The organism is Dissulfuribacter thermophilus (genome assembly GCF_001687335.1).
GTDB lineage: Bacteria > Desulfobacterota > Dissulfuribacteria > Dissulfuribacterales > Dissulfuribacteraceae > Dissulfuribacter > Dissulfuribacter thermophilus.
In genome coordinates, this window is the sequence record NZ_MAGO01000001.1 from 329,982 (window position 1) to 350,197 (window position 20,216).

19 protein-coding genes are annotated in these 20,216 nt (G+C 43.0%); 12 read left to right on the plus strand and 7 right to left on the minus strand.

Annotation, left to right across the window (positions count from 1 at the left end):
- Positions 1-19: 19 nt before the first annotated feature.
- Both DBT_RS01435 and DBT_RS01440 read right to left on the minus strand, forming a co-directional pair.
- Positions 20-1,129 carry a protein-glutamate methylesterase/protein-glutamine glutaminase gene (locus tag DBT_RS01435; protein WP_067615697.1) on the minus strand — a complete coding sequence of 370 codons (1,110 nt, stop codon included), beginning with the start codon at positions 1,127-1,129 and terminating at the stop codon, positions 20-22.
- Positions 1,126-1,497: a response regulator gene (locus tag DBT_RS01440; protein ID WP_067615699.1), complete on the minus strand. Its 372-nt coding sequence runs from the start codon at positions 1,495-1,497 to the stop codon at positions 1,126-1,128. Before DBT_RS01440 ends, DBT_RS01435 begins: the two co-directional genes overlap by 4 nt.
- A gap of 256 nt (positions 1,498-1,753) precedes the next feature.
- Here DBT_RS01440 and ileS point away from each other — a divergent pair, with 256 nt between their 5' ends.
- The 4 genes from ileS to kdsB all read left to right on the plus strand — a co-directional run bounded on the left by ileS (position 1,754) and on the right by kdsB (position 7,090).
- Positions 1,754-4,636 (plus strand): isoleucine--tRNA ligase, encoded by a 2,883-nt coding sequence (ileS, locus tag DBT_RS01445; protein ID WP_067615700.1) that lies wholly within the window; start codon positions 1,754-1,756, stop codon positions 4,634-4,636.
- 78 nt (positions 4,637-4,714) lie between these two features.
- Entirely contained in the window at positions 4,715-5,236 is a 522-nt protein-coding gene (locus DBT_RS01450; protein ID WP_161939883.1) for a CDP-alcohol phosphatidyltransferase family protein, read from the plus strand.
- Between the two features lie 3 nt (positions 5,237-5,239).
- Complete coding sequence (gene rsmI, locus DBT_RS01455) at positions 5,240-6,085, plus strand: 16S rRNA (cytidine(1402)-2'-O)-methyltransferase (RefSeq protein ID WP_067615702.1); 846 nt, start codon at positions 5,240-5,242, stop codon at positions 6,083-6,085.
- 168 nt (positions 6,086-6,253) lie between these two features.
- Entirely contained in the window at positions 6,254-7,090 is an 837-nt protein-coding gene (gene kdsB, locus DBT_RS01460) for a 3-deoxy-manno-octulosonate cytidylyltransferase (RefSeq protein WP_244155273.1), read from the plus strand.
- A gap of 34 nt (positions 7,091-7,124) precedes the next feature.
- Here kdsB and murI read toward each other — a convergent pair whose 3' ends face one another.
- Positions 7,125-7,934: a glutamate racemase gene (gene murI, locus DBT_RS01465; RefSeq protein WP_067615706.1), complete on the minus strand. Its 810-nt coding sequence runs from the start codon at positions 7,932-7,934 to the stop codon at positions 7,125-7,127.
- A gap of 179 nt (positions 7,935-8,113) precedes the next feature.
- On the opposite strand from murI, the gene DBT_RS01470 reads away from it, so the two are divergent.
- From DBT_RS01470 to DBT_RS01485, 4 genes are read left to right on the plus strand one after another with little or no spacing between them, the layout of a single operon-like run.
- Entirely contained in the window at positions 8,114-9,484 is a 1,371-nt protein-coding gene (locus DBT_RS01470) for an ATP-dependent 6-phosphofructokinase (protein ID WP_083186539.1), read from the plus strand.
- Complete coding sequence (gene rlmN / locus DBT_RS01475; RefSeq protein WP_067615707.1) at positions 9,469-10,515, plus strand: dual-specificity RNA methyltransferase RlmN; 1,047 nt, start codon at positions 9,469-9,471, stop codon at positions 10,513-10,515. Before DBT_RS01470 ends, rlmN begins: the two co-directional genes overlap by 16 nt.
- A gap of 10 nt (positions 10,516-10,525) precedes the next feature.
- Positions 10,526-11,170, plus strand: coding sequence for an ABC transporter ATP-binding protein (locus tag DBT_RS01480; protein WP_141674183.1), 645 nt, complete (start codon positions 10,526-10,528; stop codon positions 11,168-11,170).
- Complete coding sequence (locus tag DBT_RS01485; protein WP_067615709.1) at positions 11,167-11,943, plus strand: ABC transporter permease; 777 nt, start codon at positions 11,167-11,169, stop codon at positions 11,941-11,943. Before DBT_RS01480 ends, DBT_RS01485 begins: the two co-directional genes overlap by 4 nt.
- A gap of 93 nt (positions 11,944-12,036) precedes the next feature.
- Here the strand turns inward: DBT_RS01485 and DBT_RS01490 are convergent, their stop codons facing one another.
- Complete coding sequence (locus DBT_RS01490; protein WP_083186540.1) at positions 12,037-12,645, minus strand: YkgJ family cysteine cluster protein; 609 nt, start codon at positions 12,643-12,645, stop codon at positions 12,037-12,039.
- Here DBT_RS01490 and DBT_RS01495 point away from each other — a divergent pair.
- On the plus strand, positions 12,644-13,228 hold the full coding sequence (locus DBT_RS01495) for a YkgJ family cysteine cluster protein (protein WP_067615713.1): 585 nt from the start codon (positions 12,644-12,646) through the stop codon (positions 13,226-13,228). The two genes, DBT_RS01490 and DBT_RS01495, sit on opposite strands and share 2 nt — an antisense overlap.
- Positions 13,229-13,379: 151 nt before the next feature.
- Here the strand turns inward: DBT_RS01495 and DBT_RS01500 are convergent, their stop codons facing one another.
- Both DBT_RS01500 and DBT_RS01505 read right to left on the minus strand, forming a co-directional pair.
- A complete protein-coding gene (locus DBT_RS01500) occupies positions 13,380-15,122 on the minus strand; it encodes a DVU0298 family protein (protein WP_067615716.1) in 1,743 nt (580 codons plus the stop codon).
- Positions 15,112-15,744, minus strand: a complete 633-nt coding sequence (locus tag DBT_RS01505) for a tetratricopeptide repeat protein (protein ID WP_083186541.1) — start codon at positions 15,742-15,744, stop codon at positions 15,112-15,114. The genes DBT_RS01500 and DBT_RS01505 overlap by 11 nt, the downstream gene beginning before the upstream one ends.
- A gap of 662 nt (positions 15,745-16,406) precedes the next feature.
- Between DBT_RS01505 and dsrA the strand changes: the two genes are divergently transcribed.
- The 3 genes from dsrA to DBT_RS01520 all read left to right on the plus strand — a co-directional run bounded on the left by dsrA (position 16,407) and on the right by DBT_RS01520 (position 19,208).
- Positions 16,407-17,699, plus strand: a complete 1,293-nt coding sequence (gene dsrA, locus DBT_RS01510) for a dissimilatory-type sulfite reductase subunit alpha (RefSeq protein WP_067615718.1) — start codon at positions 16,407-16,409, stop codon at positions 17,697-17,699.
- A 115-nt stretch (positions 17,700-17,814) separates the two neighbouring features.
- The gene (dsrB, locus tag DBT_RS01515) at positions 17,815-18,933 is read left to right on the plus strand and encodes a dissimilatory-type sulfite reductase subunit beta (protein ID WP_067615893.1); all 1,119 of its coding nucleotides are present in this window, start codon (positions 17,815-17,817) and stop codon (positions 18,931-18,933) included.
- 26 nt (positions 18,934-18,959) lie between these two features.
- Entirely contained in the window at positions 18,960-19,208 is a 249-nt protein-coding gene (locus DBT_RS01520; protein WP_067615719.1) for a dissimilatory sulfite reductase D family protein, read from the plus strand.
- 129 nt (positions 19,209-19,337) lie between these two features.
- Here the strand turns inward: DBT_RS01520 and DBT_RS01525 are convergent, their stop codons facing one another.
- The gene (locus DBT_RS01525; protein WP_067615721.1) at positions 19,338-20,153 is read right to left on the minus strand and encodes a DUF4405 domain-containing protein; all 816 of its coding nucleotides are present in this window, start codon (positions 20,151-20,153) and stop codon (positions 19,338-19,340) included.
- Between the last annotated feature and the right edge of the window lie 63 nt (positions 20,154-20,216).

The window sequence follows — 20,216 nt, forward strand, 5'->3', positions numbered from 1 at the left end:
CTTCGTCCTTTGCCTCACCTTAATTTCTACAAATTTCCAGTATGGACTGTGTAATCATATCAAGAGGACATATTTTGTCTGCGAGTCCTGCTTCCACAACAAATCTGGGCATACCGTAGACCACGCTGGTCTCTTCATCTTGGGCGATTATATATGCCCCCTTGGCCTTTAGGACCCTGCAGCCATTCGTGCCATCTTGGCCCATGCCAGTCATAACGACTCCAACTACTCTTCCCCTATATGCATCTGCTAATGATTCAAACAGTGGGTCAACTGCCGGTCTACAGCTGTTAACAGGGGGATCTTGGGAGAGCCTTACCAGGTGGTTACTATCATTTCTTATAATCTTCATGTGGAAATCCCCTGGGGCAATATAGACAGTACCAGGCTTTACTAATTCGCCGTTTTCTGCCTCTTTGACCAGGAGTTTTGATTTGGAGTTGAGCCTGTCGGCAAGCTGTTTAGTAAAAACAGGCGGCATGTGCTGGACCAAAAAAATAGGTAGTCTGAAATTTGCTGGAAACTTTGGGATTACCTCACTTAATGCATTAGGTCCGCCAGTAGATACGCCGATGGCTACTGCTTCGGGTCGCTGAGCCATTTTGCGTAAATCAGTCACTCTGTTTAAAATTGTTTGTGTTTTGAGTGCTGAGGGAATTGGCCTGGATTTTTGATTGACAGTTTTTGTTGACGGAGGCGTTCTTCTTAACCCCCCTTTTCTATTCATGAAATCTGCACATGCAATAATCTTTGGTATGAGTTCCTGTTCTATTTTCTTTTGACTTTCTGAGAATGCCCTAGTCCCAGTGGGCTTCTGAACGAAATCAAATGCACCTTTTGATAGGGCCTCTAATGTAATTTTGGCCCCTTGAGTTGTTAGGGTGGAAAACATTATTATCCCTACTTGAAGCCTCAACCGCTTGAGTTCATCTAGGGTTTCAATCCCGTCCTTTTGAGGCATCTCAACATCTAGGACAACGACATCAGGTCTTAGGGTGCGAATTAATTTGATGGCTTCAACACCATTTTCTGCTGTACCAATTACTTTTATTCGAGGATTTTTTTGGAGGGTGTCTTGAAGAATACGTCTAAAAATTATTGAGTCATCAACTATTAAAACTTTTATCATAGGCCGAGTACCATTTTTACCTTTTCCTCAAGCATGTCTGGTGTAAATGGTTTCATGAGATATTCATTTGCCCCAGCCATGACAGCCTTGATAACGTTTTCCTGTTGGTTTTCTGTTGTGACCATCATTATTTTCGTGTCTTGCCACTTGGGATTTTCTCTAATTTTTACTAGACAATCATATCCTTCCATCTCTGGCATGTACCAATCCAAGAAGACGATGTCGAATGGTCCCTGGGTTTCAATCTTTTCAAGGGCGATCTTTCCATTTTCGGCCTCAACTATTTCATCAAAGATATTCATATGCTGGAGAGCTGCCTTCACGATGTTTCTCATTGACTTGGAATCATCCACTACTAAAGCCTTCATGTTAAAGACCCCTGTTGATTTTATGTAAAATTTGATAAACCATTTTCGTCTCCACTTTTTGGTTTTATTTTTAAGTAGTAATTCTTTATTCTTTATCGAAAATTCGGAAAAAATATTTAAGCTTTTTTGGAGGCAATCACACTGGAAACAACTACGATATTGTAGTATCTATGGCACTTCAGTGAAGAAGAATTGATTTTGTGCCCACATAAAAAAGTTTCATAGAATTTTAAAGAAATGAGAGGGTATTAAAGAGATGGATTATAAAAATACGCTTAATCTTCCCAGTACAGCCTTTCCTATGAAGGCAAATCTTCCAAACCGTGAACCTGAATTTCTAAATTATTGGAAAGAAATAGGTCTTTATATGCTGCTTCAGTCTAAGCCCAGTCCAAAGGGACATTTTATCCTCCACGATGGACCGCCTTATGCAAATGGGCACATCCATTTAGGGCATACTGTTAATAAGGTCCTAAAGGATATAATTGTGAAATCTGCAGCTATGCGAGGCCTTAAAAGCCCCTATGTCCCTGGTTGGGACTGTCACGGGCTTCCTATAGAGCACAATGTGGAAAAAGAGCTTGGTAAAAAGAAAAGAGAGTTGACACAGGTTGAGATAAGACAAAGGTGCAGAGAGTACGCAAAAAAGTTTGTCGACATACAAAGAGATGAGTTCATACGGCTTGGGGTAATAGGAGACTGGGAAAATCCTTATCTTACCATGGCCAATGAGTATGAGGCCTCTATTGCAGAAGCCTTTTGTGAGATATATCTAAAAGGCCTTGTAAAAAAGAGAAAAAAGCCTGTTTATTGGTGTCCATCTTGTGTAACTGCCTTGGCTGAGGCAGAGGTGGAGTATGGAGATCATACCTCTCCTTCCATCTTCGTAAAATTTAAGGCTGGGGAGGACCTTTTAAGTTTTCTAAAAGAGAGACTGGAACTGTCCTTTAATACCTTATCAGTGATTATCTGGACAACCACTCCATGGACCATACCAGCCAACCTGGCCATAGCCCTACATCCTGATTATGACTACGTAATTGTGGAGGCCTGTGGTGAAGAGTGGATTGTGGCGGAAGAGAGGCTGCTTCCTCTTTTGACGGAACTGTCGCTAGAGCAAAAGGATGTAAAAATTCTTGGGCGTGTAAAAGGAGTGGAACTCGAAGGCCTTCATGCCATTCATCCCTTTTTGCCTCGAGAGAGCCTCATAGTCAATGCCACCTATGTTACTCTTGATGCAGGTACAGGTTGTGTCCATACTGCACCAGGCCATGGAGAAGACGACTATGAAACTGGTCTTCGCTATGACCTCGATATTTATTCTCCTGTTGATGACTATGGACGCTTCACAAAAGAGGTTCCAGATTTTGAGGGCCAAAACATTTTTAAGGCCAATGATGGGATCATTGCGCTCTTAAAGGACAAAGGGGCTCTTGTCCATAGCTCTAAGATTACCCATAGTTATCCTCATTGTTGGAGGTGTAAAAAGCCTGTCATTTTTAGGGCCACAAGCCAGTGGTTTATTTCAATGGAGAATGGGGATCTTAGGAAGAGGGCCCTTGACGCCATTAATGAGGTCAAGTGGATACCTGATTGGGGAAAAGAAAGAATAAAAGGAATGGTGGAAACAAGGCCTGATTGGTGCATCTCGAGGCAGAGGGCCTGGGGTGTTCCAATTACAGTATTTTTATGTGAAGAATGTGAGACCCCTTACCTAGACGAAGCGGCCTCTAAGAGGATTGTTGAGATCTTTAAAGAAGAGGGGGCAGATGCCTGGTTTAAACGACCAGTGAGTGACTATATCAAACAGGGAACTAAATGCCCTAATTGCGGCAGCACGACCTTTAAAAAAGAAAATGACATACTCGATGTGTGGTTTGATTCAGGGGTGAGCCACAGGGCTGTATTAGAAGAGAGAAAAGAGTTGTCATTCCCAGCGGATCTTTATCTTGAAGGAAGTGATCAGCACAGGGGCTGGTTCCAAAGTTCCCTTTTGACTGCTGTTGCTACCCGTTCAGGAGCTCCGTACAAGGCGGTGCTTACCCACGGTTTTGTTGTGGACGGTAAGGGAAAGAAGATGTCGAAGTCTGTGGGAAATGTAATCCCTCCTGAAAAGATTATTAAGCGCTATGGTGCAGAGATCCTAAGATTGTGGGTTAGCGCAGAGGACTACAGGGACGATATAAAGATCTCTGATGAGATTCTCAAACGATTGAGCGAGGCATATAGAAAGATAAGAAATACCATTAGATACATACTTGGAAACATTTCAGACTTTGATCCTGAAAAGGATATGGTCCCCTTTGATGAACTCGGAGAATTCGACAAGTGGGCCATCTTTAGGCTCCAGGAATTGACTGAAAGGGTGAAAAAGGCATACCTTGACTACAAATTCCATATAGTATTCCATAGGTGCTATCAATTTTGTACAGTTGACCTCAGCGCCCTCTATCTCGATGTCTTAAAGGATAGACTATATTGTGAATTAAAAGATGGGAAAAAGAGGCGTTCAGCACAGACTGTGCTCTATATAATAGGTCGTGATCTTCTTAGACTCTTAGCCCCAATCCTTTCGTTTACAACAGAAGAGGCATGGAAGTATTTGCCAGGAAAAAGTGGTGAAGAAAAATCCATATTTCTCCAGGAATTCCCTGAAGGGACATACCTGGATGAAGATAAGGCCTTTTTGGATAAGTGGGATCGCATTTTGAAGATTCGTTCTGAGATTACTAAGGCCCTTGAGATTGCTCGGAAAGATAAACTTATTGGGCTAGCTCTTGATGCGAGGGTTAACCTTGTTACAACGGATCAGGAACTGAGGAGTTTCATAGAGGAGAACATTGATCAACTCAGAGATCTTTCGATTGTCTCCCAGATGGTTACCAGCGATCCTGAAAATGTCTCCTCTTCAGAAGAGGATGGTGGTGAAGTATTCATCTGGAACTCTGAAGAGATCTCTGCTCTTGAGGTCAGAGTTCAAAAGGCCTTTGGTCAGAAGTGTCAGAGGTGTTGGACCTGGAGTGAAGAGATTGGAAAGGATGAGAACTTTAGCGATGTTTGCCCTAGGTGTGCTGGGGTGTTGGGAGTGTTGAGTTTTGAGTTGAAGGAAGAAAGAGCAAATAGAAGTGTTGAGTTTTGAGTGATGAGCGCTTTTAGTGATTGGTGCAGGGGGTGGTCCAAATGGTACCTACTCCCTGTGGCAAAATTTTTGGGGAAAATGGGATTTACCCCAAATGGGGTCACAGTACTTGGAGCAGTTGCCTATCTTATGTGCGGTATAGTACTCGCTACTGGACACAGGGGACTGGCTGGGTGGCTGTTGGCCCTCTTTGGTCCCCTTGACGTGGTAGACGGCCTACTTGCAAGGGAAAAAGGACAGGTGAGCCCTTTTGGGGCATTTTTAGACTCAACAATTGACAGATTTGCAGAGTTTTTTCTGTTTTCTGGGCTCCTCTTCTACTTTTATAAAATAGGGGATCTAAATATCTTTAACTCTTTTCTGATTTTATCTGCCATGACAGGCTCTCTCCTTGTAAGTTACACCAGGGCAAGGGCAGAGGCCCTTGGATTTACATGTAAGGTGGGACTCCTTACGAGATTCGAGCGTCTTCTTATATTTGCATGCAGCTTGATATTTGGATTTGTTGAGGTGGCATTGGTGTTGCTTGCGTTCTTTACCCATATCACCGCTATACAACGAGTGATTCATGTATGGCGTCAGGCCAGGATAAAGGACTGAGCCATGACTACTGATTGTGGCCGCCTGTTTGTGGTAGGTACTCCTATTGGAAACCTCAGTGACCTGACTCTACGGGCAGAAGAGGTCTTAAAAGAGGTTAGGGTAGTAGTGTGCGAGGATACAAGGCGGACCAGAAAGCTACTGTCGCAGTTAGGGGCAAAGGCTAGGCTCATTAGTTGTTTTGAGCAAAAAGAGGAGTTGTGCGCAAAAGATGTGGTCAATATGCTTCTTGAGGGAGTCGATTGTGCCTATTGTTCCGATGCTGGCACCCCAAATATTTCAGATCCTGGAAGGCGCCTGATAGAGGCTGTTTATAAGGCAAATATCCCCATAATACCAGTCCCAGGGGTGTCAGCAGTAACGGCGATTCTAAGTTGCTCGCCATTCAAGGGAGATAGATTCTTCTTTGCCGGCTTTTTACCTGAAAAACAAGGGCCGAGACAGGAGTTCTTAAGGGGAATCAAAGAGGTTGAGTGCCCAATAGTATTTTTCGAAGCACCTCACAGGGTGAAAAGGGCTCTTAGGGACGTGATGGAAATTATTGGAGATAGATCCATTGTAATGGGAAGGGAGCTTACAAAAATACATGAAGAGTTGGTATTTGATCGTGTCTCAGGGCTCATTAAAAGATTTGAACAAATTGAGCCTAGGGGCGAATTCACATTTTGTATGGAGGGTGCAAAAGCTGGGGCAAAAAGTGAGGATTCAGAGACGATCCAAGAGATTGAAGCCCTTTTGGATCTAATAAAACACGGGAAATATGGTACTCGAGAACTTGCCACATTGATTTCAAGGATTTCAGGGATAAAGAAAAGTACCATATACAATCTTGCGGTCAAAAAGGGTTGAAAAGGGATCAACTCAGCTAACTCATTTTAAGATTGGCATACAATAAAAATGGTAACCCCTCACAGGGCACTGACCCGCAAGAAATGTATAACATGCCAATTTGTATTTGCTTGCAGGGTGCCGTAGATACAAGGCGGAGGGCATGAAGGCGTACTCCCTGTACGTCGAATGCCCGACAACGCAGTAGATGCGGTGCCCTGTGAGCAAATACTAAAAATGATGAATGATCCATGGAATGGAGGGACTAACGTGCCGACTGGATGTGAATATTACAAAACATACGCCATTATTCCAGCACGCATTGGCTCAACGCGTCTTCCACGCAAGCCTCTCTTAGAGATAAATGGTCTTCCTCTTATTATCCATTGCCTAAATTCAGCTAAATCTACAGGCCTTTTTAGCGATATAATTGTTGCCACTGATTCAAAAGAGATTCTCGATGTAGTCGAGGCCCATGGCGGTAAAGGGCTACTTACAGACAAAGGGCATCCTTCTGGAACAGACAGGGTCTTTGAGGCAGCTTCAAAGCTGGCTTTGGGAGAAGAAGACATCATAGTGAATATTCAGGGTGATCAACCTGTTGTTCATAGAGATGTAGTAAAGAAGCTAATTGCATTTTTGGAAGATAGACCAGATGTAAAAATGGCAACCCCTGCGTGTCCGGCCCTAGTTGAGGAGGTGCAAAATCCCAATAGGGTTAAGGTGGTGCTGTCAAAGGACGGGCTGGCCCTTTATTTTTCACGTGCTCCAATTCCATATCTGCGGGATGGAGACACTGATCCTGGGTATTTGAGGCACATAGGAATATATGCCTACAGGAATGGATTTTTAAAACAGTTCGTATCTCTCCCCCAAGGCCGTCTTGAGGTAATAGAAAAGCTAGAGCAACTTAGGGCCCTTGAATTTGGCCATAAAATAGGGGTGGTATTGGTGGACAGAGCGCCACTAGATGTTGATACCATGGAAGACCTGAAAGCGGTAGAGGAGTATCTTAAAAAGTTTTGAGTATTGAGTTTTGAGTTGAAGGAAAAAAGGGCGATTAGGCCTTTTTGACCTCTATGGGTTCTTTAATAAAGCGCTTTATGACTTCTTGGGTAACAGGGCCCAGGTCTGAAAAGTAGAATACGTCTTTTTTCTCTGGGATAGTGTCTTTTAGGTCAAAATTGGCCTTCACATGGTTGTAAACTAGTCTTGCTACCTCCTCAGAAGGGTCCACAATATTGGTCCTTTTACCGATCTTCTCCTGAATTATATCTTTTAACATGGGATAATGGGTACAGCCCAAGACAAGGGTGTCTACGCAGCGGAGCTTTAGAGGATGAAGGTATTTTTTAACGATCATTTTTGTTTCCCGTCTGTCGAACCAACCCTCTTCAACCAATGGAACAATGAGTGGGCAAGGTTTAGCAATTATTACATAGTCTTCTGATATCTTTTTTATTTCTCGTTCATAAATTCGGCTTTCTATTGTTGCCCTGGTGCCTATTACGCCAATGCGTTTGTTTTTAGTGACCCTCACAGCTTCTTTGACAGATGGGGTTACAACTTCAAATATTGGGCAATCAAAGGTCTCTTTTAAAAACCCAGTTGCAGTGCTTGCTGCGCTGTGACAGGCAATAACAATAATATTGGCCCCAGCTTCTAGGAGAAACTCGGTATCTTCTTTTGCAAATTGTTGGATGGTCTGGGCGGCCTTGGTGCCATAGGGAGTCCTTGCTGTGTCGCCAAAATAAATAAGAGGTATGTTGGGCAGAATACGTTTAAGTTCCCTGACAACGGTTAGTCCACCAACCCCTGAATCAAATACACCTATGACCGGTTTTTTAGAGTTTGTTGACTGAGTTTTCATGAAATAGTAAACATAGAAGAGAATTCAATGTAATTCAATGGTTATTTGTCGCTGTCCGCAGAGAATGAATAAGTGCTAGAGGCTGATTTGTGCATATATTTTACAACGATTGGAACCAACGGTTTTATGCCTAAAAAAGAGAATTTTAAGGCTGAACAAAAAATAACAAGGAGCAGAAAATGGAAGATGCCTCCGTATGCCCTAGAGACCCAAATGCCTTTTGTAATGTTGACGAAATTGATCTCTATGAGCAGATCGAGACCAAGATAGAAACCCTTGGTCCTACTAAGGTCGAGAGCCCGTATACCAATAAAGGTGAGATCCATTTTGTAAAGGATGATGACCGAGTCCTTGTTCATGTCTCTGAGAAATCAATTAAAAGGCTCATTGAAGAGGGCAAAGAACCGCTGAGCTTTGAATTCGCTGGGCCTAGGGAATGGATATATTTTGATCCTTCCAAGGTAAAAGCCGCTATTGTTACCTGTGGAGGCCTCTGTCCTGGCATAAATGATGTCATACGGGCAATAGTGATGAGTCTTCACTTTGGTTATGGGGTAAAAACTATCTTTGGGATCCGTTATGGACTCAGAGGATTTATCCCCAAGTACGGCCTTCCAGTTATGGAACTAACCCCATCGTTTGTTGAAAAGATCCACGAACTTGGAGGTACAATACTCGGATCTTCTAGGGGGCCTCAGCCCATTGACGTTGTTGTGGATACCCTTGAGAGGCTTAACTGCTCTATACTCTTTATTATAGGGGGAGATGGTACCTTCAGGGCAGGAGCCAAAATCGTTGATGAAATAAAAAAACGAGGTCTTAAGATCTCTGTAATAGCTATTCCAAAGACCATTGACAACGATATTTATCTGGTTTCTAAAACCTTCGGATTTGAAACTGCAGTGGAGATGGCATGTCAGGCCATAAGGTGTGCTCATACGGAGGCCGTGGGAGCCCCAAACTGTATTGGGCTTGTAAAGGTCATGGGAAGACACTCGGGATTTATAGCAGCAGCGGCTACAGCAGCCTTAAGGGAAGTGAATTTTTGTCTGATTCCAGAGAGTGATTTTGACCTTGAGGGAGAAAATGGTCTATTAAATGCCTTGAGAAAGAGGCTTCTTTTGCGCGGTCATGCCGTCATTGTGGTTGCCGAGGGAGCAGGTCAAAAATACGTTTTAGGAGATAAGGTGGAAAAAGACCTTTCTGGTAATATAAAACTTGGAGATATTGGGATATTTTTGAAGGAAAGAATAAAGGCATATTTTGATTCCCTCAATATGGATTGTTTTATAAGGTATATTGATCCAAGCTATATTATAAGAAGTGTTCCGGCAAACGTGGATGATAGGCTTTATTGCGCCAATCTAGGGCAAAACGCTGTTCACGCGGCAATGGCGGGTAAGACAGGGATGTTAGTGAGCCTCTGGAATGACAGGTACGTCCACATCCCACTTAGCTCTGCAATAAAGAAGAGGAAACAGCTGGATCTTTCAAGCAGGCTTTGGTTGAGTGTGCTTGAGTCTACTGGTCAGTCATGTCTGAAAAACTAGACATTAGATCCCTAACGTGTGAGGAATTAGAGGCGCTTGTAACTAGCCAGGGCTTTGAAGCATATAGGGGAAGGCAACTTTTTAAATGGCTTTGGACCCCAGGCGTCCATTCCTTTGATCGAATGTCCAATTTGCCCTTGCGCCTCAGGAGGAGGCTCAAGGAGATTTCATTTATAAATTTTATTGACCCCATAAACATCCAGGAATCAAGAGATGGGACAAAGAAGTTTGCCTCAAGGCTCAAGTGTGGTCAGGTGGTAGAGAGTGTGATCATACCCGAAGACGGTCATAACACCCTTTGTATCTCTAGCCAGGTAGGTTGCCAAATGGGGTGTTCTTTCTGTAGGACCGCTAAGATGGGTTTTATAAGGAATTTGGAGCCTTCGGAAATCGTTTTACAGGCCTTGACTGCTATTGAAATACTTGGCTCTGATAGAAAGAAACTTAGAAATATCGTATTCATGGGGATGGGAGAGCCCTTAAATAATTATGAAAATGTATCAAAGGCGATTTCGATACTTCAAGACAGGGAGGGGCTAGATTTTTCCAAACGGAGGATAACTGTCTCTACATGTGGCATCATCCCTAAAATATTACGTCTTGGAAAGGAACATGAGGTTGGGCTCGCAGTAAGTCTCCATGCATCCTTTGATAAAAAGCGCTCAGACCTTATGCCTGTAAATAGGAAGTATGGTTTGGATGACCTGCTTCAAGCCTTGAAGTCCTATCCACTTCCTAGGAGGCGTAGAATTACAATTGAGTATCTATTGTTGAGAGATATAAATGATAGCTCACAGGATGCGAGAGAGCTTGCCAGGAAATTGTCCTCTTTACGTACAAAGATAAATCTCATCGCATTTAACGAGGTCCCAGGTATACCTTTCAAGGCCCCTAAAAAAGAAGCTGTCCTAGAGTTTCAAAAGGTCCTTCAGGATAAGGGATTTACTGTAACTATAAGAAAGAGTAAGGGGGCCGATATTGATGCTGCATGTGGACAGCTTTATGCCAGGGTAGTAGAAGCTGGGGAGTAGGTATTAGGTAGTGGGTAATGGAATGGTCGATGAAGCCTTGAGACTTAAGGGCATATATCTAGCTTTTGATAATGGCTCCCCTCTTTTTGAAGATTTTAATTTAAAGGTCTTAAAGGGTGAACATGTAGTAATAAATGGACCCTCAGGCTCTGGCAAAACAACCTTGCTCAAGCTCTGTTTGGGGTTCATCGTGCCAGATGAAGGCCAGATTTTTATTGACGGTATCCCTTTAAACGAAAAGACGGTTTGGACACTTAGGTTAAAGATAGGCTACTGCCCTCAGGAACCAATACTAGGAGATGGAACTGTCGAAGATTTTTTAAAAAGGCCTTTTTCATACAAGGCAAATAAGAAAAATACCTATTCAAAAGAGGAGGTAATAGAGCTTCTCAGTCTATTGGGGCTTGACCAAAATGTACTTAAACGTCATGTATCAGCCCTCTCAGGAGGGGAAAAACAGCGGATATGTATTGTTTCTGCCCTACTTCTCAGACGAGATATCTACTTTTTTGATGAGCCTACATCTGCCCTAGACCTAGAATCAAAGAAAAAGGTGTTAAAGCTCTTTTCAAGACTTTCAGAGAAGACAATAATTTATGTGAGCCATGATCCAGAAGTGTTGGACAGTGCTCAAAGAGTGATAAGCCTACCATGAATACCATTGAAATAGATGTCTATAGGTTGTCATTATATTATCTTGTTTTGATCATTCCCTTTTCTATTATCCTATGGCTAAGGCTTCCCATGGTCAAAGAGACCCTTTTGGCCGTAGTCAGAATGACGTTACAACTCACCTTTGTTGGACTTTACCTTCAAGTAGTCTTCAAGCTCAATAATCCTTTTATAAATGCCCTTTGGCTGTGTGCCTTGATATTAGTAGCAGACCTTTCAGTCCTGAGGAGCTGCAAGATAGGCATTCTGAGGTGTCTGATTCCCATTGCATTAGCCATATTAGTTGGGCTTAGCCTACCTCTTTTGGTCTTATTGAAGGTCACCTTGGGTCTTTCTAATCCAATGGATGCAAGGTTTCTCATTCCCATAGGAGGCATGATATTAGGCAATTGTATGAGGGCCAGTATCATTGGGATACGGGATTTTTTTTCCAGGGTAAAAAAGGAGGAAAAGACCTTTTTATTGGCCCTTGGGCAAGGAGCCACCCTCTTTGAGGCCGTAAGACCCTTTATCCGCGAGGCCTTTAAGGCATCTATAATGCCAACTGTGGCCACTATGGCCACGATTGGCCTTGTTTCCTTGCCTGGCATGATGACAGGCGTCATCCTTGGAGGACAAGACCCTGCATATGCAATTAGGTATCAAATTGCCATCATGATTGCCATTTTGTCTGGTACTGCATTAACCGTAGTCTTAGCAATCATATTTAGCCTCAAGGTCAACTTCACTCCCTTTGGTATTTACCGGTCACGGTAATCGTCCTTCAACTCAAAACCCAAAACTCAAAACTTCTAAAGCCATTTTCCTTCAACTCAAAACTCAGAACTCAAAACTCAAAACTTCTAAAACCTAGAGGTGGACAGATTCGAATGCCTCTCTCAGTACAGACACTGGCCTGCCGAGGAGGGCATCGTAGGCATTTTCTTTAAGTGGACAAGATTTTTTTAATTTGTTTCGGAATTCTTGGTCCTTACGTTCTAAATCCATGAGTCCATTAGTATCATGTAAGGCAACGAGTCTCCTTATAAGAGATGGAGCAAATAGTCTGTCGTATTCCTCGAAAATTTCCCGTAGGGTCTTATCCTTAAAAATCATCTTTCTATTTAGGAGATCCTTTAAAAACATGGAAATCAGTGGATCTGGGTTCCAACATTCCAGGGTTTTACACTCAATTGGTCGATTCTCATAGATCAGGCAGGAGTTAGTTGATTCTTTAAAAAAAATACAGGTAAAGCCTCCTATCTTTCCCTTGATTTTGATCATGTCGTAAGGTAGTTCTATGAGCATTCCTTTAACTGGGTGATATGCGAGTTCTCCTTTTCTAAAGGTTACGAGTGCATCTGGACTGAGGACGTCATCCATGACGATTTTGTCTTCGACATGGAGGGTAGGACCGCCTTTTTGGCAACAGGTCCCGCATCTTCTGCATGATTGGATAGTGTTATAAGAAGAAATCATGGAAAAGAACTTTACAACAAATCTGCATCTTTTAAAGGCGCTTGAAGGGCTTTTTGAGAATGCTGATTGGGCATTCTCAGAGATCGCCAAGGCCTTTCCAAATGAGGTTGCATGCTCTAAGGGCTGTTCTGATTGCTGTCATGCAATGTTTGATGTGTCGTTAATAGAAGCGATTCTATTGAAAAAAGAATTTTTGGCGCTTCCAAGAAAAGTCAGACGGGATGTTGAGCGTAATTCCAAAAGGGCATTAAAGGAGTTTAGGGCAGTCTCTAATACTAAAGACCCCTCCACAGTCAAAATCAGATGTCCTCTTCTATCTAAACAGGATTCGTGTCTTATTTATAAGGCAAGGCCAATTAATTGCAGGACCTACGGAGTGCCCACAAATATTGATGGAAAGGCTCATGTGTGCCCCAATAGCAGATTTGAACTAGGGAAAAACTATACGACTCTAAATTTAGGTCCGCTTCAGGCGAGACTGCTTGAGCTATCGATGTCAGCCGGAGGGCCAGTGCTTGGAAGACGTAGGTGGTCTATTGCCGAAGTAATACTTGATCTAGATGAGGTATTCGCCTCACTATAGGCCATTACATAATATTTTTCGTTAAAACATTTTCCTCTCTGGCCCTTAGCCAGAGAGGAAAATACATATTTATCTAGATCTAGTATAAAGAAGGATTTTCAAGATACTGAAAAACAACGTATTTTAATCTATATGTGAATATGTTGAGCTGTTACTGGTCCAGCATGGCCTCCAGCTGAGCTATTCCCTGTTCCAGTATTTTTGCCCTTTCACTGGAGCGCGTTTGTTTAAATATGTTGAGGGCAGTTTTATATGCATCAAGGGCCTTGTTAAGGTCTCCACGCCTTTGATAGACATCTCCAATTCCTGTAAGGTAATAACCAGCCTTTCCGGCATCACCTGCAATTTCAGCTATTTCAAGTGCCCTCATATAATAGGGCATGCATTTATCGAATTCATTTTTTCTCCTGTAAATATCTATTATTTTTTCTATTAATATTACTTCGCTAACTGGATCATCCTTTTTTTGGCAAATGGCAACAGCTCTTTGATATAGTGGTAGGGCGCTGTTTAGATTTCCTCTAAAGCAGTTTAGATCCCCAAGTTTTTCGCAAGCATTGGCTATGCCTTTGTCATAACCCTCTTCTTCAAATACACTCAAGGCCTCTTTGAGCTTGTCCATTGCATCCAGGCTTCTTCCCTGATTGCTGAGGACTTCTCCCTCTTCAAAGAGTTTTTGAGCCTCCTTAATCCTTTCGTTGTCTATATTGTCCATGTCTTCTGTACTCCCTTTAATCCGTGTTAGTGCGTTTTGAGCCAGTTGAGAGACGGTAAACTCTTCAAGGCCTTTTTCCGTCAATAGGTTTACTGCATTTAAATCTTCAATAAGTGCTTCGATTGACCGGACACATTCCGATGCCCTGATAAGACCCAGTACCCAGGCAGCGAGTCCCCTAACTTCAGGGGCTTTTGCATCTAAAAATTGTATTAAATAAAAAAATGCCTTATCTTTTACACGTTCAGGATGTTTTTCTGCGATTCTGCCAAGGGCCCAAAGCACGCTGGCACGCGAATCTTCAAAGCGTCCCAATGCTAGCAACTCCCTTATAAATATATCGAAGGTGTCTGGAAGCTCTCTGATGATTTCACCACTAGCTTCAATTGCCCCCCAGTTTGTGGCAGCAGAATCGCTGGCAGAGTAAAGGAGCCTTCTCAAAAATTCCCCTACAAAATTGGGTTTTTTCTGATAAATAGTCTTGGCCGCACAGCCAATTGCGGTGATGGCGCGCCATCTAATGGTAGGATCAGGGCTGTAAAGTACCTGTTGGAGTCTGTTCAGGACCTTTGGTTCCGAGGCCGCCAAATATCTTATCTTGTAGAGGTAGTCTGGGTCCAGGGATTCTATGATTTTTTTTATCTCCCTTTTGCTAGCTTTTCTTTTATAGGACCCGGCCTTTTGCGCCAGGGATGGCGCTGTATCCATGGATGGTGGGCCTTGGCCCTGTTCATCCTGCACCTCGGTTTCTTTATGAGTTTTTACTGAGGTCTTGTTTTTGATTCCAAGGTCTATTTCAGATTGAGTTTTTAGGGAACGGACTTCGTCGGTAAAACGAATAAATGTAAGTACTCCCCTGACCCTTCTTTCATCCTCAGTCCTACCTGATGGATGGATTAGATGAGTCTTTAAGTCATATTGTTCAATATGTTTTTCCTTATAGTCTTCATCAGGTAGTAGTCCCCATGCCAGATCCCAATCGAAATTGCATCCATAGCCCAGGGCTTCCACAAAGGCAGCTCCCAGGTTATGACCTGTTACATCATAAACGTATACTGCCCCGCAGTCACATTTTCCATATGCGAAATCCCCAAGCCTTTTGGGCTCAAGTTCTGCAGGGGGCTCTATGAGTCGATCACAAAATGGACACCTTGGTGGATAAGGGCCTTTAAGTCGCATTGATTTTTTCTAGAAACTCAGGATGTACTGCATAGCCCAATTCTCTGGCCTTTTGGGCATGTTCTTTGGCCTTTTCAAGGTCTCCTTTATAATAGTAGGCTACTGCCAGGTTATTATGGGCAAGCCCAAAGGACGGAGCGAGCCTAACTGCTTTTTCTCCAGCCTGAACGGCGTCATCAAATTCCTTTAATTCTACGAGTACCGTGGCAAGATTTGTCCATGCAGGTACCATTTCAGGTTTTATTGAAAGTGCCTTTTTAAAGTAATCACAGGCTTTCTGCCACTTTCCCAATTGGAGATAGGCGCTTCCTATGTTTGCATATGCCTCAGCTGCCCTGGGATAAATCTCTGCGGCCTTTTTGTTTTCTTCGATACCTTCTTCAAGGCGCCCCATTTGGAAGTAAAGAGTTCCAAGATTTATGCGTATTTCGAAGGAGTTTGGATCTATTAAAAGGGCCTTTTTAAATGTGCTAATGGCATCATCTAGCCGATCGTTTCTCCAATAAGCAAGGGCTAGTCTGTGGGCCGCGATAGCAGAGTTAGGATGGGCCTTAAATTCTTTTTCAAGGTGTTGGATCATTTCCTCTTCTGTCTTTTTCGGGCTGGTCTTCCCGCTTCCCATGAAATTACTCCTTTATGTATTTTTTGTCTAAACTCGACAATCCCATAGGGTTATGCACGAGACAAAATTTAACATGTTTGAAGCCACATAAAAAGTGAATTGTTGTTGTCCAGCGAAGTTGTATCTCTCTCAAATAATAGTTGGATATAATATTTTTCTCGCATTCCACCTACAAGTTTTAGTTTTAAACTGTTTGTCATGAATAAATAGTTGGATTAAATACCATGAAATAGTAAAAAAATCCACATTATTTATGTTTAATATTTAAGGATTAAGAATTAGAGGAAATGCAATTTATAAAAAGGAGTGAATTTTCTATGGATAATTTTAAATTAAATTGTAAAGTATGCGGAGGCGAGGCTGAAATTCGAGGTCGCTGAGCCTGTGCAAAGGTGGTCTGCAAGGAGTGCGGACTTACTTTTTCCAAAAATGATTATTATGAGGAAATTGAACTGGCTAAAGAGCGATTAATAAGGAAATTTGATGTGAATATCAATTCAGCTCGTACTTGACAAGAAATGCACAAGCAGATTATAAAGGGTTCTACCCTATTTAGGGGCAAAAAATGTGTTTTTCCTGAATGGTGATTCATTATTGCCTAAGGCAAATACTGTATCACCACCTAAGGCATAAAAATATCTAATATAAGGAGGGCGATGTAAATGGCGGATGTCAAAAAACATGACACCCCCATGGTCGACGAGCTTAAAAGCGGACCATGGCCAAGTTTCGCAGATGACATTGAACAGGCAGGGTTAAAAGGCAAGCAGGCCTGCCTCGATCTCTTGGGGCAGCTAGAGCTTTCCTACAAGCACAAGGAAACTCACTGGAAACATGGTGGAATCGTTGGTGTTTTTGGTTATGGTGGTGGAGTCATTGGTCGTTATTCCGACGTGCCAGATAAATTCCCAGCAATTGCACATTTCCATACAGTACGTGTAAATCAGCCAGCAAGTAAATTTTATACCACAGCCTTCTTAAGGAAGATTTGCGATATATGGGATCATAGAGGAAGTGGTATGACCAACCTTCATGGTTCCACTGGTGATATGGTCCTTCTTGGTACCAGTACAGACCAGCTTGAGCCCATTTTCTATGACTTGACACATCAGGTTGGTGCTGACCTTGGTGGTTCTGGTTCAAACCTCCGTACACCTTCATGCTGTGTAGGTAAGGCAAGGTGTGAATGGGCCTGTATAGATACCCAGGATATTTGCTACAATCTCACCATGACCTATCAGGACGAACTTCACAGGCCTGCCTTCCCATATAAGTTTAAGTTTAAGGTATCAGGATGCCCCAATGACTGTGTTGCAGCTATCGCACGTTCAGACTGTGCAATCATCGGTACCTGGAGGGATGATATAAGGATTGATCAGGAGGCTGTTAAGGCCTATATCGGCGGTGAGTTAAAGCCAAATGCTGGTGCTCATAGTGATCGTGACTGGGGTCCATTCGATATACAGAAAGAAGTTATCGATCTCTGCCCCACCAAATGTATGTGGATGGAAGATGGTGAGCTAAAGATCAATAATCGTGAATGTACCCGTTGTATGCACTGCATCAATGTCATGCCAGAAGCGCTTCGTCCTGGTACTGATACTGGTGCTACTATTCTTGTGGGTGCAAAGGCTCCGATCCTTGACGGTGCTCAGCTCGGTACTCTTGCCATTCCATTCATAAGGATGGATAAAGAGGACGATTACGAAGAATTCAAGGATTTCGTAGACAAGATTTGGGATTGGTGGATGGAAGAAGGAAAGAACAGAGAGCGTTTTGGCGAACTCATTCAGCGTCAGAGCCTCCAGGAGTTCATTAGAAGGGCTGAGCTCAAGCCAATTCCACAGATGGTTAAGGAGCCAAGGTCTAACCCATACGTCTTCTGGAGAGAAGAAGAAGTTGAAGGTGGCTGGCAGCGTGATGTGAAGGAATTCCGCGCACGCCACGCAGCATAGTGACATAGAAAATACCGAGGAGGTGACATAAATGGATAACACCAATATTGCAGAACTCGTTGCAAAACCATATGATCCAGAGCTTGCTGAAAAGCTCTACGATCCTAAGAAACCCATGGAGAACCGTATCACTGACATCGGTCCTCCACACTATGAGCAGTTCTTCCCACCTGTCATCAAAAAGAACTACGGAAAGTGGAAGAGCCACGAAATTGTACAGCCTGGTGTCATAAAATATGTGAGTGAGACTGGAGACGTATGCTTTGCTGTGCGTTGCGGGTCTGCTCGTCTTATTACAACAGATCTCATTCGCGAGATCTGCGAAATAGCAGACAAGTATTGCGAAGGCTATGTCCGTTGGACTACTCGTAACAATGTAGAATTCCACGTAACAGATGAAGAGACCCTTAAGGCACTACTTGAGGATCTCAAGAGTAGAAAATTTCCAGGTGGATCCTACAAATTCCCTGTAGGCGGTACTGGAGCAGGTATCACGAATATTGTCCACACTCAGGGATGGGTGCACTGCCACACTCCTGCTATTGATGCATCAGGTGTTGTCAAGGCAGTTATGGACGAACTATTTGACTACTTCGGTAGCCACAAGCTGCCAGCACAGGTAAGGATTGCTCTTGCTTGCTGCCTCAACATGTGTGGTGCTGTGCACTGCTCAGACATTGCAATCCTAGGAATTCACAGGAAACCCCCATTGGTAGAGGATGATCGTATCACAGGTGTCTGCGAGATTCCACTTGCAGTCGCTGCATGTCCTCTTGGAGCCATCAAGCCTGCAACTGTGGAGATTGATGGTGAGAAGAAGAAGACAGTGCGCGTAAACCAGGATAGGTGTATGTTCTGCGGTAACTGCTACACCATGTGCCCCGCAATGCCTCTTGCAGACGGTGAGGGTGACGGAATAGCTATTCTTGTTGGTGGAAAGATCTCCAACAGGGTAAGCGCACCTAAGTTCTCCAAGCTCGTTATCCCCTACATCCCCAATGAACCACCACGTTGGCCATCCGCTGTAAAGGCTGTCAAGAACATCCTCGAAAAATATGCAGAGGGTGCAAATAAGTATGAACGTTTAGGTGAATGGGCTGAAAGGATTGGCTGGGAGCGCTTCTTCGAGGTCTGTGATATTCCATTTACCGAAAAGTCAATCGACGACTACAGACTGGCCTATGACACCTATCGCACTACCACACAGTTTAAGTGGTCTGTGCATACAGATTAATAATTATTTTTATAAGGAGATTAATCATGGCAGCCAACATGGAAGAACTGAAACAAAAGATCTTGGAATTTGCCACTAAAAAGGCAGCACATAAGTCCAAGATGTACATAAAGGACCTCTACAAGGCCGATCCTGATGCAAAACCAAGGGAAATAAAGAAGGCCGCTAATGAACTAGTAAAGGAAGGAAAGCTTGAGTACTTCTCTTCTGGTTCAACTGTTATGTATGGGGTCCCAGGCTTTGGAAAGGGTCTTGAGGAGGCCTTTGAAGAGTAGGCCTGCCTGGCTTTTTGAATTCACCTAGTCATTGTTAATAAAGGCCTGTAGGCATGCATATGCATCCTACGGGCCTTTACTATTTTCACTCCTATTGACTAGCTAATTGATGCTTGAAATTGCCTAAGATTATTCTGATCTAATAATGTTGTAAACTTTTCGAGGCCTAATTCCAGCTACAGAGGCAATATCTTTGATTTTCATATCGGCCGTTGCCTCGATTCCAGCATTTTTTAGTTTTGTTATTGCCTGGTGGGGATCAACATGGAATTGTTGGCACAAAGCCCTTAAAGAGAGCATACCCAGACCTGGTGGTGGAATTTCAGGTAGGGCACTGAGCCCTTTCTTTTTACCTGATGCACTAGAAATGATTTCAAAGAGTTGTCTTGGGGTGGTATTATATTCTAAAGCAAGTTTTTTTAGAGTGGTGTTCGGGGAATTTACCTTGATTCCAGACTTTTCAAGGACCTCAATGGCATCATCTAAGTTGTATCCTAAAAAGCTTGTGAGTTTTGATAACGGTACCAGTTCAGCATGACCAAATGGCGGATTCCCGAGTTTCGACATCTGCCATGATTTGACAGCATTGTTTAGGTTTAAAATTTGTTTCATTGGAGGAAGATTGAGGATCGTACCCACTACCACGAATACTGTTATAAAAATAGAAATGTATAAAGGTAAATTGGGTTTGTTGGATTTACTCTTATTAAATAAATAAGTTATTAAGGGAGACCAATTGAGAAACATGTGGAATAGACTGGTAACGACAAAGAGGACTCCAATACAGAGATGGAGGTCATCCCATTGTCCCTTGGTAAGGCCCATAAGGGTCCAGTTCGACCAAAAGGCAACACGTCCGTGAGGTTCAATGAACAAAATTATGCTAGATATTGTGAGTACAAACCCAGACCAAAAAAGAATCAGTGATGTAATCCGTCGAATCATTTCTCCCTCCTTTATTTTGAAAATATCATGGCAGCTACAATATGCCCAGGGAGAATTACAAAC